At 41.8% G+C, this 13,469-nt stretch carries 11 protein-coding genes and 1 pseudogene; all 12 read right to left on the bottom strand.

What is annotated here, in order from left to right; translation table 11 throughout:
* Nucleotides 1–18 precede the first annotated feature (18 nt).
* The 12 genes and pseudogenes from pyrF to hemE all read right to left on the bottom strand — a co-directional run bounded on the left by pyrF (nt 19) and on the right by hemE (nt 13,380).
* Nucleotides 19–717 carry an orotidine-5'-phosphate decarboxylase gene (pyrF, locus tag SJY28_RS07575; RefSeq protein ID WP_102091941.1) on the bottom strand — a complete coding sequence of 233 codons (699 nt, stop codon included), beginning with the start codon at nt 715–717 and terminating at the stop codon, nt 19–21.
* A gap of 104 nt (nt 718–821) precedes the next feature.
* Nucleotides 822–1,229, bottom strand: coding sequence for a lipopolysaccharide assembly protein LapA domain-containing protein (locus SJY28_RS07570; RefSeq protein WP_102091942.1), 408 nt, complete (start codon nt 1,227–1,229; stop codon nt 822–824).
* Between the two features lie 62 nt (nt 1,230–1,291).
* Nucleotides 1,292–1,597, bottom strand: a complete 306-nt coding sequence (locus SJY28_RS07565) for an integration host factor subunit beta (protein ID WP_057759195.1) — start codon at nt 1,595–1,597, stop codon at nt 1,292–1,294.
* A 324-nt stretch (nt 1,598–1,921) separates the two neighbouring features.
* Nucleotides 1,922–3,610 (bottom strand): 30S ribosomal protein S1, encoded by a 1,689-nt coding sequence (gene rpsA / locus SJY28_RS07560; RefSeq protein ID WP_057759193.1) that lies wholly within the window; start codon nt 3,608–3,610, stop codon nt 1,922–1,924.
* A 307-nt stretch (nt 3,611–3,917) separates the two neighbouring features.
* Complete coding sequence (gene cmk, locus SJY28_RS07555) at nt 3,918–4,685, bottom strand: (d)CMP kinase (RefSeq protein ID WP_379543986.1); 768 nt, start codon at nt 4,683–4,685, stop codon at nt 3,918–3,920.
* A 189-nt stretch (nt 4,686–4,874) separates the two neighbouring features.
* Nucleotides 4,875–5,399 carry a tRNA adenosine(34) deaminase TadA gene (tadA, locus tag SJY28_RS07550; RefSeq protein ID WP_379543985.1) on the bottom strand — a complete coding sequence of 175 codons (525 nt, stop codon included), beginning with the start codon at nt 5,397–5,399 and terminating at the stop codon, nt 4,875–4,877.
* A 27-nt stretch (nt 5,400–5,426) separates the two neighbouring features.
* On the bottom strand, nt 5,427–6,164 hold the full coding sequence (locus tag SJY28_RS07545; RefSeq protein ID WP_238053193.1) for a uracil-DNA glycosylase: 738 nt from the start codon (nt 6,162–6,164) through the stop codon (nt 5,427–5,429).
* Nucleotides 6,165–6,499: 335 nt separating this feature from the next.
* A pseudogene (clpA, locus tag SJY28_RS07540) lies at nt 6,500–8,869 on the bottom strand (ATP-dependent Clp protease ATP-binding subunit ClpA); the annotation flags it as partial.
* 638 nt (nt 8,870–9,507) lie between these two features.
* Nucleotides 9,508–9,903 carry an ATP-dependent Clp protease adaptor ClpS gene (locus tag SJY28_RS07535; protein ID WP_101206289.1) on the bottom strand — a complete coding sequence of 132 codons (396 nt, stop codon included), beginning with the start codon at nt 9,901–9,903 and terminating at the stop codon, nt 9,508–9,510.
* Between the two features lie 166 nt (nt 9,904–10,069).
* Nucleotides 10,070–10,936 carry a hypothetical protein gene (locus SJY28_RS07530; protein WP_165596904.1) on the bottom strand — a complete coding sequence of 289 codons (867 nt, stop codon included), beginning with the start codon at nt 10,934–10,936 and terminating at the stop codon, nt 10,070–10,072.
* A gap of 103 nt (nt 10,937–11,039) precedes the next feature.
* Complete coding sequence (gene argC / locus SJY28_RS07525) at nt 11,040–12,107, bottom strand: N-acetyl-gamma-glutamyl-phosphate reductase (protein WP_379543984.1); 1,068 nt, start codon at nt 12,105–12,107, stop codon at nt 11,040–11,042.
* A gap of 136 nt (nt 12,108–12,243) precedes the next feature.
* On the bottom strand, nt 12,244–13,380 hold the full coding sequence (hemE, locus tag SJY28_RS07520) for a uroporphyrinogen decarboxylase (RefSeq protein ID WP_379543983.1): 1,137 nt from the start codon (nt 13,378–13,380) through the stop codon (nt 12,244–12,246).
* Nucleotides 13,381–13,469 lie beyond the last annotated feature (89 nt).

Raw genomic sequence — 13,469 nt, 5'->3', positions numbered from 1 at the left:
ATTAACGTCTATTCAAACTTAAATACTTTGAAGTATTGTCTGTAGTTTAGCAGCAGGGTCTGAAGCTTGTGTAATCGAACGGCCAATGACTAAATAATCAGAACCGTCTATTAGCGCCTGACTTGGTGTACAGATACGTTTTTGATCATCTGCATTGTCTTCAGCTAGGCGAATACCAGGCGTCACCAGTTTAAAATCCTGACCACATAATGCTTTAAGTGCCTTTGCTTCTTGAGCCGAGCACACCACCCCATCTAGACCAGCTTGCTTAGTCAGTTGTGCTAGTCGGCTCACTTGGGTATCTAAGCTATCAGTGATGCCTGTTTGCATCAACGCTTCACTATCCATAGAGGTTAATACGGTGACTGCAATAAGTAAGGTATCAAGATCTCTATCTAGCAAACGCTGTTTTGCCAACGACATGGCTTCTAACCCTGCGCTAGCATGGACATTCACCATCCAGACACCAAGTTCAGCGGCAGCCAATACTGCTTGAGCAGTGGTATTAGGAATGTCATGAAATTTTAAGTCTAAGAACACTTCAAAATCACGTTGATGCAGTGCCTTGATGATATCAGGGCCACAACGCGTAAACAGCTCTTTACCTACTTTCAATCGACATTGAGATGGATCTAACTGGTCAGCTAACGCTAGAGACGCCTCTACCGTCATATTGTCTAGAGCGACGACAACTGGAGAGTTAATTACATTATTCATGGTTTTACCATATATTTTGAAGTTATCAAAGTATTGTATTTGAGGTCAGTACTGCGTTCGTTGAACTATCACTTAGCAGATCACATAAAAAATCACTTAACGACTTAATCTCGTCTACGCTTAGACAGAGTAGAGCCTTCAGTTAGGCTAGTTGCGTCACTACTTTGTACATTGGCAGCAGAAGCACCATAAACAGCTTCATCTACTGTTGGCGCGCTTGCTTGACGATCGATAACTGTATTGGCTTGAGTCAATTGCTCTTGCAGGTTTGCGTTTGCTTTTTGCAGACGTGAGATTTCCCACTTATTTTGCAGCACACGAAAGATAAGCAATGCCAGTAAAATACCAATAACAATACCTAGCATCAAACACAAAATAAGTAGCAACCCTAGGTTCATCGTAGGTGCTTGCGAAAACAGTAGGTTGACTCCGACCTCAGTATTATTTGCCAATACCAAACCAAGTGAATAGGCAAAGCTCAAGAATAGCAATACAAATAGTAAAAAGCGCATGAGACAGTTACCTCAGTTTGGAATGATAAATTTTGACGGTTAGATAGCCAGTGCTGGTTTAATTAACCGTTTGCTACCGTATCGTTTACTGCTTCGCGTAAGGCCTTGCCTGGCTTAAAATGTGGAATCGCTTTAGCCGGTACAGGTACGCTTTCACCTGTCTTAGGATTGCGTCCCATACGGGCACGGCGATGATGTAGACAAAAACTACCGAATCCGCGAACTTCGACTCGGCCATCATTGGCTAAAGTATGGGTCATCAAGTTTAAGATTTCACGCACTGCGTCATCAACCACGGTATCTGCCATGTTGTCACAGTTTGCACTCAAATTACTAATAAATTCGGATTTGTTAATCGCTTGCTGCATTATTACGCTTGCCTTGTTGATTGATGGATAAGCTGATGATAAGTCAACGCTCTATAGTACGTAAATGCGTTTGTATAATTAAACTATATATACTGAATCTTTGAAAACTAACATTCAGAATCATATTATGACCATAAAAAGCTTATAACTATCATCTCGTTACTCAATGGTGCAAATGATAGCGGATATTAGCGTAAATGGGAATAAGAGTTTGCCCATTTGGCTAAAAACCTCTATTACTAACTGTGTTAATAAAATCTAATCATAAAAAAAAGCGACCGAAGTCGCTTTTTTTATATTACTTTTATATCAATAGTTTGCAGCTTACTGCATTTGCTCTTTGATCAAATCACCAATAGTTTTTGGCTGTGCATCAGAACCTGGAGCAGCAGTAGTGTTGGTGCTACCAAGATCTTTAATCGCTTGACGCTCTTCAGCTTCGTCTTTCGCTTTGATAGACAAGTTGATGTTGCGTGTTTTACGATCAACACTGATGATTTTAGCTTCAACGTCATCACCAACAGTCAGATGCTTAGTTGCATCTTCAACGCGGTCACGTTGGATTTCAGAAGCACGTAGATAAGCTTCAACTTCGTCAGCAAGTTCGATAGTAGCGCCTTTGGCATCTACTTCTTTTACTTTACCATTAACGATAGCACCACGGTCATTGTTGACTAGGTATTCGTTGAATGGATCAGAGCTTAACTGCTTCACGCCTAGGCTGATACGGTTAGCTTCTGCATCTACAGACAATACCATTGCTTCAACGGTGTCGCCTTTATTGTAGTTACGGATAGCATCTTCGCCAGTTTCGTTCCAAGAGATATCAGATAGATGAACAAGACCATCAATACCACCGTCTAGACCGATAAAGATACCGAAGTCAGTGATTGATTTGATAGTACCAGTGATTTTATCACCGCGCTCATGTTTCTTATCAAACTCATCCCATGGGTTAGCTAGAGTTTGTTTGATACCTAGGCTGATACGACGACGTTCTTCATCGATATCAAGAATCATTACTTCAACTTCATCGCCCACTTGAACAACTTTAGATGGGTGGATGTTTTTGTTGGTATGATCCATTTCTGATACGTGTACTAGACCTTCGATACCTTCAGAAATCTCAGCGAAACAACCATAGTCAGTCAAGTTGGTTACGCGAGCTTTTACAACACTACCTACTGGGTAAGTGCCGCCAACGTTATCCCAAGGATCAGTACCAAGTTGTTTTAGACCTAGGCTAACGCGGTTGCGTTCACGGTCAAACTTCAATACTTTAACTTTTAGGTCTTGGCCAACTTCAACAACTTCAGATGGATGCTTGATACGGCGCCATGCCATGTCAGTGATGTGCAATAGACCATCGATACCACCTAGATCAACGAACGCGCCGTAATCAGTAAGGTTCTTAACGATACCTTCGATCTCGATGCCTTCTTCAAGCTTGTTCAATAGCTCTTCGCGCTCAGCTGAGTTTTCAGCTTCCATAACTGCACGACGGCTAACAACAACGTTGTTGCGCTTCTGGTCAAGTTTGATGACTTTGAATTCTAGCTCTTTGCCTTCAAGATGCGTTGTATCACGGATAGGACGTACATCTACCAATGAACCTGGTAAGAACGCGCGTACTGAGCCGATATCTACAGTGAAACCGCCTTTAACTTTGCTTGAGATAATACCTTTAACGATTTCATCGTTATCAGCGATTTTTTCAAGGAAGTTCCAAGTTTCAACACGTTTAGCTTTCTCACGTGACAGCAAGGTTTGACCCATGCCGTTATCAACCGCTTCAACTACGACATCAACGCTATCGCCAACTTCAACTTCAAGTTCGCCTTCTTCGCTTAAAAACTCTTCACGAGCGACGATACCTTCAGATTTAAGACCAGTATCTACTGTGATCCAATCACTATCGATGGCCACAACAGCACCTGTAATAACCGAGCCACGCTCGATATCTAGGCCCTGCTCTTCAATGCTCGCTTCAAATAGTTCAGCAAATGATTCCATTATGTCTACCTTTGTATAGCCGTATCCTGTCCAGCACAGTACGGATCAAATTTATGATTGTATAGAACGAAATACTGGTTTTATATCCCATGCAATCATATAAAAAAACGTTTGTTGATAGCGAGCTCATCGTAATTAAAACTGACTAACAACAACTGTCTTATATCGACTGCAATATCTTAAATAAACTAGGTTTTTCTTACTGCTTCAATAAAATTTAACTTAACCGTATTATTTTATACTAAAACAATGATTAATAGGAAACTTTTTGGTACTTAATATGTTGTTTTTACTAGCTATTAAATAACTAACTGGTGAAAAACACACCTTTATCTTGGCAATGCTTTTTGACCTGCTCATATACTGCATCGGCATTCAGTGCTGAACTATCAAGTAATAGGGCATCTGCCGCAGGCTTTGATGGCGCTGTACTGCGATTTTCATCACGGTCATCACGCTCTTTTATCGTCGCTAAAATTGCCTCAAAATCTGCTGTTTGACCAGCGTTCAACAACTGAGTCACACGGCGCTCTGCACGTGCTTCAGCACTGGCGGTCAAAAACACCTTAACATCAGCATCTGGGAAAACAACCGTACCCATATCGCGGCCATCAGCTACTAAACCAGAACGAGTGGCCATATCTTGTTGTAACTTAAGCAATGCTTGGCGAACCTGTGGAAAGACAGCTATCTGTGATGCATAGCCTCCGACCGTTTCATTGCGTACTTGCTCACCTACTGCTTGTCCATTAACAATGATATCTACACGCCCTGAGTCATTGTTTGGTACAAACGCTATATCCAAGCTTTCAGTCAATGCTAATACAGCATTTTCATCAATTGGTTGGCTGGCATCTGCGCTAATCAAACCCGCTTCAAAGGCTTTTAGACCAACAATTCTATAAAGCGCACCAGAGTCTAATAACTGATAGCCTAACACTTGTGCTAGACGCCATGTGACAGTGCCTTTACCAGCGCCACTAGGACCATCGATACAAATAACAGGATAGCGCACTGATGAGATGTGGCTATTCTCTGTATTGAGTAAAACATTATCAGGTGTAGAACTAGTCATAATACTTACTCAATAATATGCGTTACTTATATCGCTTATCGTATGTCATTAATAAAACAATATTTATTCGTATGTTAAGTCTTTAATAGCCCATCAAGACGGGTGCTATCAAATAGGGCAATATTATAGCAAAAAATCATCGTGACCACTAGCACCAAGACTGATATCTTGTTTATTAGTATTTCTAGCTTAGATATTAGCCTTATTCTTTTTCGCCGCTTGCCTACGCTCACGAAAAAATGTCTTTAGTATTTGGCTACTATGCTCGCTGCATAGTCCATTGTAGGCTTGGATACTATGGTTGTAAAAAGGTTGTAATGATAAGTCCATTTGACTACCAACCATCCCAGCACGCGGTTCACTCGCTGCGTACACCAACTTGTTTACACGCGCATGGATTAATGCGCCGATACACATCGTACAAGGCTCTAGAGTGACATATAAAGTAGTCTGTAGCGGCAATCGATAGTTTTCTAAACGCGCACAAGCATCTCTCAATGCAACTATCTCTGCATGAGCAGTAGCATCATGGCTACTAATAGGTTGATTAAACCCTTGGCCGATAATCTGCTGGTCATGTACCAATACCGCACCTACCGGCACCTCTCCTCGCTCAACACCTTGCTTAGCAAGTTCGATTGCCTCTCGCATCCATCTAACATCTTCAACTGACCAAAAGGTGTTGGATTGAATATTTAAGGGTTGATACGGCATTAAGCTTATATTCTGTATATTTTGCATCTATTGTGGTAATTGCCAGTCAATTGGAGTTTGGCCGTACTGTACCAAGTAGTCATTTGTTTTAGAAAAAGGCTTGGTGCCAAAGAAGCCGCCACGGTTTGCCGCAAGTGGTGAGGGATGTACCGCTGTCAAAATCAAATGCTTATCGGTATCGATATACTTGCCTTTCTTCTGGGCTTTACTACCCCACAAAATAAATACGGTATGCTTGGTCTGTTCATTGACGGCATCGATCACAGCATCAGTAAACTGCTCCCAGCCCTTATTCTGATGACTGTTTGGCTCGCCTTCTCGCACAGTTAGTGAGCTATTAAGCAGTAGAACGCCCTGCTGTGCCCAGTACGTTAGATCGCCATGTGCTGAAGGGCGAATACCAATGTCATCTGCCATTTCTTTAAGCAAGTTATTCAATGATGGTGGCTTTGGAATGGCTTTAGGAACAGAAAATGATAACCCCATAGCCTGACCTGGACGATGATAAGGATCTTGGCCCAAGATTACCACTTTAACTTGTGATAACGGCGTGAGATTAAGCGCATTGAACATTAATGGTGCAGGCGGATAGATACTGTCGTCTGACTGATAGGCTTCCTTTAAAAATGCGCGTAGATTGTCCATATTCTCGGATGTTAATTCATCTGCTAATGCCGTTTTCCAATCCTCTGGTAAACGAACATTGTCTAAAATCGCTTGTTTTTGTTCTGCTGTCTTGGTTGTCGGTTCATCAAACAGTTCCATAGTGTGTCCTTTTTATACTTGTTATAAGTTTCATAGCTTTGTTAAAACTAGCTTACTGTAAATAATCATACTAACAAAAAATGGGTGTGCGCTTTGTTGATGAATTATAGCAATAAAAAAACGGCTACCGCAGTAATACGGTAGCCGTTTTTGTGACATCAACATTAAACAACTTAACTGGCTAAAGACTCAGAATCAGGATGCGGTTCATGAGTTTCAACGACTGTTAGAATAATACGACTATCAGATGAGCCTTTGTCTGACACCTTATCAAGCTTCATCGTATCATTCTCTTGAGAATCATCGATTTTAGGCTCTAAGGTCAGGTGTACTACCCCACCATTAACCAGATCACCAAACAAAATCATACTTGCCAATGGTTTTTTGATTTCATCCTGAATCAGACGTTGCATCGGACGTGCACCCATTAGACGGTCATAGCCTTTATCCGCCAAGTAGTCACGTACATCATCATCAATCTCTAATGTCACTTGTTTATCATCGAGTTGCACTTGCAGCTCAACCAAGAACTTATCGACAACTGATACAACAACTGACGTATCTAGAGGGTTAAACTGAATAATGGCGTCTAGGCGATTACGGAACTCTGGCGTGAAGACACGTTTCAGTGACTCTGTGTTATCACGGCTATGGTCTTGCTGCGTGAAGCCCATTGAAGAGCGACTGATACTATCAGCACCAACGTTCGTTGTCATAATAACGATGACTTGTTTAAAGATTGCCACACGACCGTTGTTATCGGTCAACGTACCATGATCCATTACTTGTAGTAACAAGTTGAAGACATCTGGATGCGCCTTTTCAATCTCATCAAGCAATAACACACAATGTGGATGCTGATTGATTTTTTCGGTGAGTAAGCCGCCTTGATCATAGCCAACATAACCTGGAGGCGCGCCAATCAAACGTGATGCCGTATGCGCTTCCATATACTCTGACATATCAAAGCGTACCAACTCTACACCTAACAGGTTCGCTAACTGACGCGATACTTCTGTTTTACCCACACCAGTTGGACCTGCAAACATAAACGAACCAATCGGTTTATCAGGTGCTTTTAATCCTGCACGTGATAGTTTGATAGCATCGGCCAACGTGGCAATTGCCTCATCTTGACCAAATACCAAGTGCTTAAGGTCTCGATCTAGGTGCTCAAGGATACTCTTGTCATCACTCGATACAGATTTGGGTGGAATACGTGCCAGTTTAGCAATGATAGCTTCGATATCAGCCACATCGATTTTCATCGGTGGCTTTTGACCTTTTGATAATTTAACACCATCTGCTGATTTAGCACTATCGCTTGCTTTCGCAGTCGCTGCTTCATCCTGCATTTCATTATCTGTATCACCATCGATATCAGCATCAATCTGCGCATCAAAATCTTGCTCTAAATCAGCAATGAAACTTTCTTCCGCTTCGATATCATCGACATCAGGCACTACGCCTAAGCGCTTATACGCACCTGCTTCGTCAATCACGTCAATGGCTTTATCAGGTAAAAAACGCTCATGAATATGTTTGGCTGACAACTGTACCGCTGTGACCAACGCTTCATCCGTATACTCAACGTTATGAAATTCTTCATAACGAGGTTTTAGACCACGCAGGATATCGATGGTGTCATCCACACTTGGTTCTTTGACATCGATTTTTTGGAAACGACGCGACAATGCATGATCTTTTTCAAATACTTGACGATATTCAGTAAAGGTCGTTGAACCAATACAACGCAGCTCACCGTTAGCAAGCGCTGGCTTGATAAGGTTCGATACATCCATATTGCTGCTCATAGATGAACCAGCACCAATAATCATATGAATTTCATCAATAAAAAGAATAGCATTTGGTTTTTTCTTTAGCGCATCAAGCAATGACTTCATACGTTTTTCAAAGTCACCGCGATACTTGGTTCCCGCAATCAGTGAACCAATATCAAGGCTATAAATCACGCAACCGTTAAGGGGCTTTGGTGCTTTATCGTTAATGATTAACCATGCTAAACCTTCAGCGATAGAGGTTTTACCTACGCCAGGCTCACCTACTAACAATGGGTTATTTTTACGACGGCGGCACAGTACTTGGGCAGCACGTTCAATTTCAGAGGCACGACCAATCAAAGGATCTGTTTTACCTTCGGCAGCTCGCTGGTTTAGATTGGTTGCAAATTCAACCAATGGATCTTTGCTAGTCTTTTCAGAGGCACTACGACGCTCAGTACCTGCAGCACCACGTGATTCAGATGGCTCTTCTTTATCTTGGCCGTGTGATAAATACTGGGTTAGCTCAAGGCGACTGATGCCTTGTTTTTTAAGCAGGTAGACAGCATAGGTATCATGTTCTGAAAACATAGAGACCAAAATATCAGACCCTTCTACCAATCGACCACCACCGATCGACTGCACGTGAAAAATAGCACGTTGCAAAATACGATCAAAGCTCTGAGTCGGCTGCGGTGACTGTTCTGTATCAGCATCGATGGTTGGCGTGTGTTTATTAATATAAACCTCAAGCTCAGTACGCAACGCCGAGACATTAGCATTACAAGCAGTCAACGTATTGGCAGCATGAGTGTTTTCTAATAAGGCCAAAAGCAAGTGTTCAACAGTGAGATACTCATGCGATTTTTGGCGCGCAAGCGTCATTGCTAAACGTAGAGAAACTTCAAGATGACGACTTAACATAACAACTTCCTACGGTTATATCTATCTTTATAATTGATAGTTTTATGAATGAGTTAGTAAGTAAATCAGGGCGGTAGATGAATTGTTCAAGGGCTATATTCGTATTATTAGAAGTCATGAATAAATGAGGTGAGCGGTAGAGTATTGATTAAATACTATAATCTCGCTATCAGCCAACAGTAATCATAACTATCAATGGCCGCTTTTCTTTATATCAACACGATACTTCGACGGAGTCAATCTATTAACACAGACTAAAATGTATCAAAGCGTGCTACAAGCTAGTAGCGACAACCTTAATAACGAATATTAAATGTTGAAAAACTGATTAGATAGAAAGAGAGATTGATATTTTAGAAGCTAGAAATGACAGAGTTTTAGCAGGTTCAACGGAGATGCTTAGTCTAAGAATATTGAATAGCACTCTTTAATAGATAGGGTTGTTTTCTATAGAAATCAATACCCTATGGATAATAAATCTATTTTTAAAAGATGCTACTTGTATACAAGGGGAGTGACTGAAAAGTCAAAAAAGCTCACTATAAAGGTGAGCTTTGATATGGATTGCTTAGCAGGAGAGAACAGTAGGTAGAGTTTTAATAGAGCCATATATCAGTATAAGAAATTAATAAATTGCTCTACTCGCCTTGATGCGGTTCGATTTGGGTCAATAACGGATAACCTTCACGATGTGCCAGACTATTTACTTTTTTGGCCTTAGTCTCGGCGATATCTTTAGGATAAATGCCAGCAATACCTTTGCTGCTATTATGAATAGTCAGCATAATCTCGACTGCAGAATCCATACTATGACGAAATTCTGACTGCAATATATATACAACAAACTCCATCGGCGTGTAGTTGTCATTATACATAACAACCGCATACATAGGCGGTTTAGCTACTTCAGGCTCTGCGACCAATACATCTGCTTGCGGTGACGTTTCACCATCGGTATCACCGTCTTGTGCACGATGAGCAGGCATATTGGGAAAGTGCCAATCAGCAACCGTTGGCGTGGCTTGTGATATCATTTTTTTCATCATAATCAAAATATAATTATAAGGTAAGTTTAAGATAGAAGAAGTTGTTAAGGCAGGCGATAAGGCATGGTATAAAGCACAACCACTAATTAGGGCTATTGTGCTTTGATTTCAACCACAGCATCGTCACTGAGTATTTCATTAAGACATGAGGTAATTAAGGTACGATAGGACTTTCATCAACTTCTGGTAAATCTAGGAGCGATGGTAGCATGTTATCCACACTATCACCGAGCTTCCAGTCATACAACTGCTCTACTTTTTGACCACCAGCTTGCAAAGTCAGTTTGGCTTGCAATGGTCTAAAGCCTGATGGCATTACAAAGCGGCCACGTATCCGAACGATACCTTCGATCATATGGTATGCAGGGTCAAGTGGCACCTCTACAAGGTCATCATTGTTAAGTAGCGTCAATACAGGCCTTAAGCGCTTGGCCTGACCATCGCTACTGAGCATCCCAATATCAAAACCGTACTCAAAAGCATTTTCAGGTAGTGGCGAAATTTTGGCACCTAATACCTGTAAAGGCATACCACCTTTCTCACGGATGACATCTGAATACAGCTCATTGAGCTGTGATACTTGTTTATTTTCTACTGTTAATTCTTGCTGGCTCTCACGCAGTTCTTTTAAATTAGCCAAACTGATGGCCAGCTCTTGTTTGGCAGTTGCCGCTTGGTTAGTGGCTATCTTATTGCTAAGGCGCAAGTCTTCTAGTGCTTGTGTCGCTTCAGTGCTATCGATGATTGCTTGCTTGGCTTCTGTTTCCATCGAATGAAGACCACGTTGGTAGCCAAGCTTATGACCGAATACCAGCCCAACCACCGCTGTCACTAATACGGCTACAACAAACAGTGCCAATACCAATGTAGAAGCGCCGCGTTGTGAGCTAGCAATACCACTTATCGGGACATTATTATTTCTAAAGGAATGCTGTTTGCGCTCCAAGCTAGGTATAACCGAGTCTTTGCACGATAGACGTGCTGGCTGTGAGCAAAAGCGTAGTACGAGCTGAACACGCATTTAGACAGTATCTCTTAAGGGTAAGGGCAAGTCATTATAGCCGAATTTATAATCAATACCTAGCACCGTAAATGTGAATGATTGGAATATGAAGTCGTTGATATTAAGGAACAATCGGTGCAAAATTCAGCCCCATTGACTCATCAAAACCGAACATTACGTTCATGTTTTGCACAGCCTGCCCAGCAGCGCCTTTGACTAAATTATCTTGAACAACGATAACTGTTAGCTCAGCACGCTCGTTATCTTGATATACGGCAATACGTAGACGGTTACTAGCGCGAACACTGCGCGTATCGGGATAAAGCCCTTTTGGCATGACATCAACAAACAACTCTGATGCATAGCTATTGTCAAATGCTTGCTGCCAATCGATAGCAGCACCTGCGTCAGTCAGCTCCATATGAATAGAGCTTAGCATGCCACGAATCATCGGTACTAAATGCGGCAAAAAACGAATACGATGCGCGAACTGACTGTCTAATAACTGTGCAACACCCTGCTCAATCTCAGGTAAATGACGATGGCCTTCGACGCTATAAGCTTTAAAACTATCTGTTGTCTCAGCATAGTTAAGTACAAGTGATGCTTGACGACCTGCACCAGACACGCCAGATTTTGCATCGATAACGATACGAGACTCGATCAAACGCTCTGCTTGCTTATTCTGAGCCTCTATAATTGGTTTTAGACCCAAAATCGCAGTGGTTGGATAACAACCTGGGTTGCCTACTAGTAACGCATTCGCAAGCTTGTCACGATTGATTTCTGGTAGACCGTAGACTGCTGTTTTCAACAATTCAGGGCAAGCATGTGACTGCTTGTACCAATGCTCAAAGTCAGTCAATGACTGCAAACGAAAATCAGCAGCCAAATCGATGACCTTAACGCCAGCTTGGGTAAGCGCTTCAGCTTGCTTCATTGCTACGCCATGTGGCGTCGCAAAAAACACAACATCACATTTTTGCAATGCAGCAAGCGTATTATCACCTAGGTCGCTGAAAACGATGTCAGACACACCGCGTAAGCTTGGGAAGATTTCATCAGCACGAGTGCCAGCTTCGCTACGAGAAGTTAATAAATCAATAGAAACCTCAGGATGAGCAGATAATAAGCGAATGAGCTCAATACCCGTATAGCCTGTACCACCGACGATCGCTGCTGAAATCATAAAACACCCTTTTCTTAGTAAATACTAAATATGCACTGATAGATTCTATATTCGCTTATAACTCATACAGTTCTATAAATTATACAGTTCCACAAATGCGAACAAATACAGAATCACTCTCTAAATATTCTGACTCTTAAATTTTATAGTCGTGTACTGCATCCACAAACACTTTGGCATTGTCAGGATTGACCCACTGGGTGATACCGTGACCTAAGTTTGCTATGTAACCAGTCTTTTCACCATCAGCGTAAGCACGGTCAAGCATGGCGTTCACTTCAGAACGGATAGTGGCAGGCGAGCCATATAACGTCGCTGGGTCTAAGTTACCTTGGATAGCCTTGCTGCTTTGCAATTTCTTATGCTTTTTGGTCAATTGACGCTGACTCTCAGTCAATACTTGACGCGCACGATCAATCGGCATCGTCCAGTCTAAACCTAATACATCTGCTTCGCTGTCAGCCTGAATATCAAGCCATAACCCACCGCCTTTAGTGAACAGCACTACAGGTACTTGTGGATGACGTTCCTTTAGTTCGGCGACAATACGTTTATTATAAATGTGTGAAAATTCGATAAATTGACGATGACCTAACGCCCCGCCCCAACTATCAAATATCTGAACGATTTGAGCGCCAGCTATGATTTGAGCATCTAAATAGTCAATAACTGACGTTGCAAGCTTGTCTAATAACTGATGCAAAAAATCAGGGTTACTATACAAAAAGCCTTTAGTATAACGATAATCTTTCGAGCTACCGCCTTCTATCATATACGTAGCCAACGTCCACGGACTACCAGAAAAACCAAACAATGGAACTTGACCATTCAATGCTTTACGAATGCTGGTTACAGCACGCATTACATAATCTAGAGAGTCGTTTGGCTCAAGCACTGGCAATCTATCAAGATCAGCCTGCTCACGAATCGGATGTTTGAACTTAGGGCCTTCACCCGTTTCGAAATACAAGCCTAGTCCCATTGCATCAGGGATAGTTAGAATATCACTAAACAAAATAGCAGCATCTAAGTCATAGCGACGCAATGGCTGTAGAGTAACTTCAGTAGCGCGGGCTGTATCTTTGCACAGACTCATAAAGTCACCCGCTTCAGCACGAGTGGCTTTGTATTCTGGTAAATAACGACCAGCTTGACGCATCATCCATACCGGTGTGGTATCAATGGGTTCAAAACGTAATGCACGTAGCAATCTATCATTTTTTAAAGGTGCAAACTGTTGCTGAACCGAGTTACTACCGTCTGAAGCACTCATGTACAAATCTCCAAAACAGCACAATATCCATATTTATAAATGGATATTGTGCTGGATAAAATAAGTTGAATAAAAAAGGTTATATGAAA

This window comes from Psychrobacter sp. R86515 (assembly GCF_042466315.1).
Lineage (GTDB): Bacteria > Pseudomonadota > Gammaproteobacteria > Pseudomonadales > Moraxellaceae > Psychrobacter.
The sequence above is the reverse complement of the archived record's forward strand: the minus strand, read 5'-3'. Positions and strand labels throughout refer to the sequence as shown.

Bases quoted from the DNA above. Each gene is read 5' to 3' on its own strand.
- pyrF (WP_102091941.1), bottom strand. From the start codon at position 717: ATGAATAATGTAATTAACTCTCCAGTTGTCGTCGCTCTAGACAATATG.
- SJY28_RS07570 (WP_102091942.1), bottom strand. From the start codon at position 1,229: ATGCGCTTTTTACTATTTGTATTGCTATTCTTGAGCTTTGCCTATTCA.
- SJY28_RS07565 (WP_057759195.1), bottom strand. From the start codon at position 1,597: ATGCAGCAAGCGATTAACAAATCCGAATTTATTAGTAATTTGAGTGCA.
- rpsA (WP_057759193.1), bottom strand. From the start codon at position 3,610: ATGGAATCATTTGCTGAACTATTTGAAGCGAGCATTGAAGAGCAGGGC.
- cmk (WP_379543986.1), bottom strand. From the start codon at position 4,685: ATGACTAGTTCTACACCTGATAATGTTTTACTCAATACAGAGAATAGC.
- tadA (WP_379543985.1), bottom strand. From the start codon at position 5,399: ATGCCGTATCAACCCTTAAATATTCAATCCAACACCTTTTGGTCAGTT.
- SJY28_RS07545 (WP_238053193.1), bottom strand. From the start codon at position 6,164: ATGGAACTGTTTGATGAACCGACAACCAAGACAGCAGAACAAAAACAA.
- SJY28_RS07535 (WP_101206289.1), bottom strand. From the start codon at position 9,903: ATGATATCACAAGCCACGCCAACGGTTGCTGATTGGCACTTTCCCAAT.
- SJY28_RS07530 (WP_165596904.1), bottom strand. From the start codon at position 10,936: ATGCGTGTTCAGCTCGTACTACGCTTTTGCTCACAGCCAGCACGTCTA.
- argC (WP_379543984.1), bottom strand. From the start codon at position 12,107: ATGATTTCAGCAGCGATCGTCGGTGGTACAGGCTATACGGGTATTGAG.
- hemE (WP_379543983.1), bottom strand. From the start codon at position 13,380: ATGAGTGCTTCAGACGGTAGTAACTCGGTTCAGCAACAGTTTGCACCT.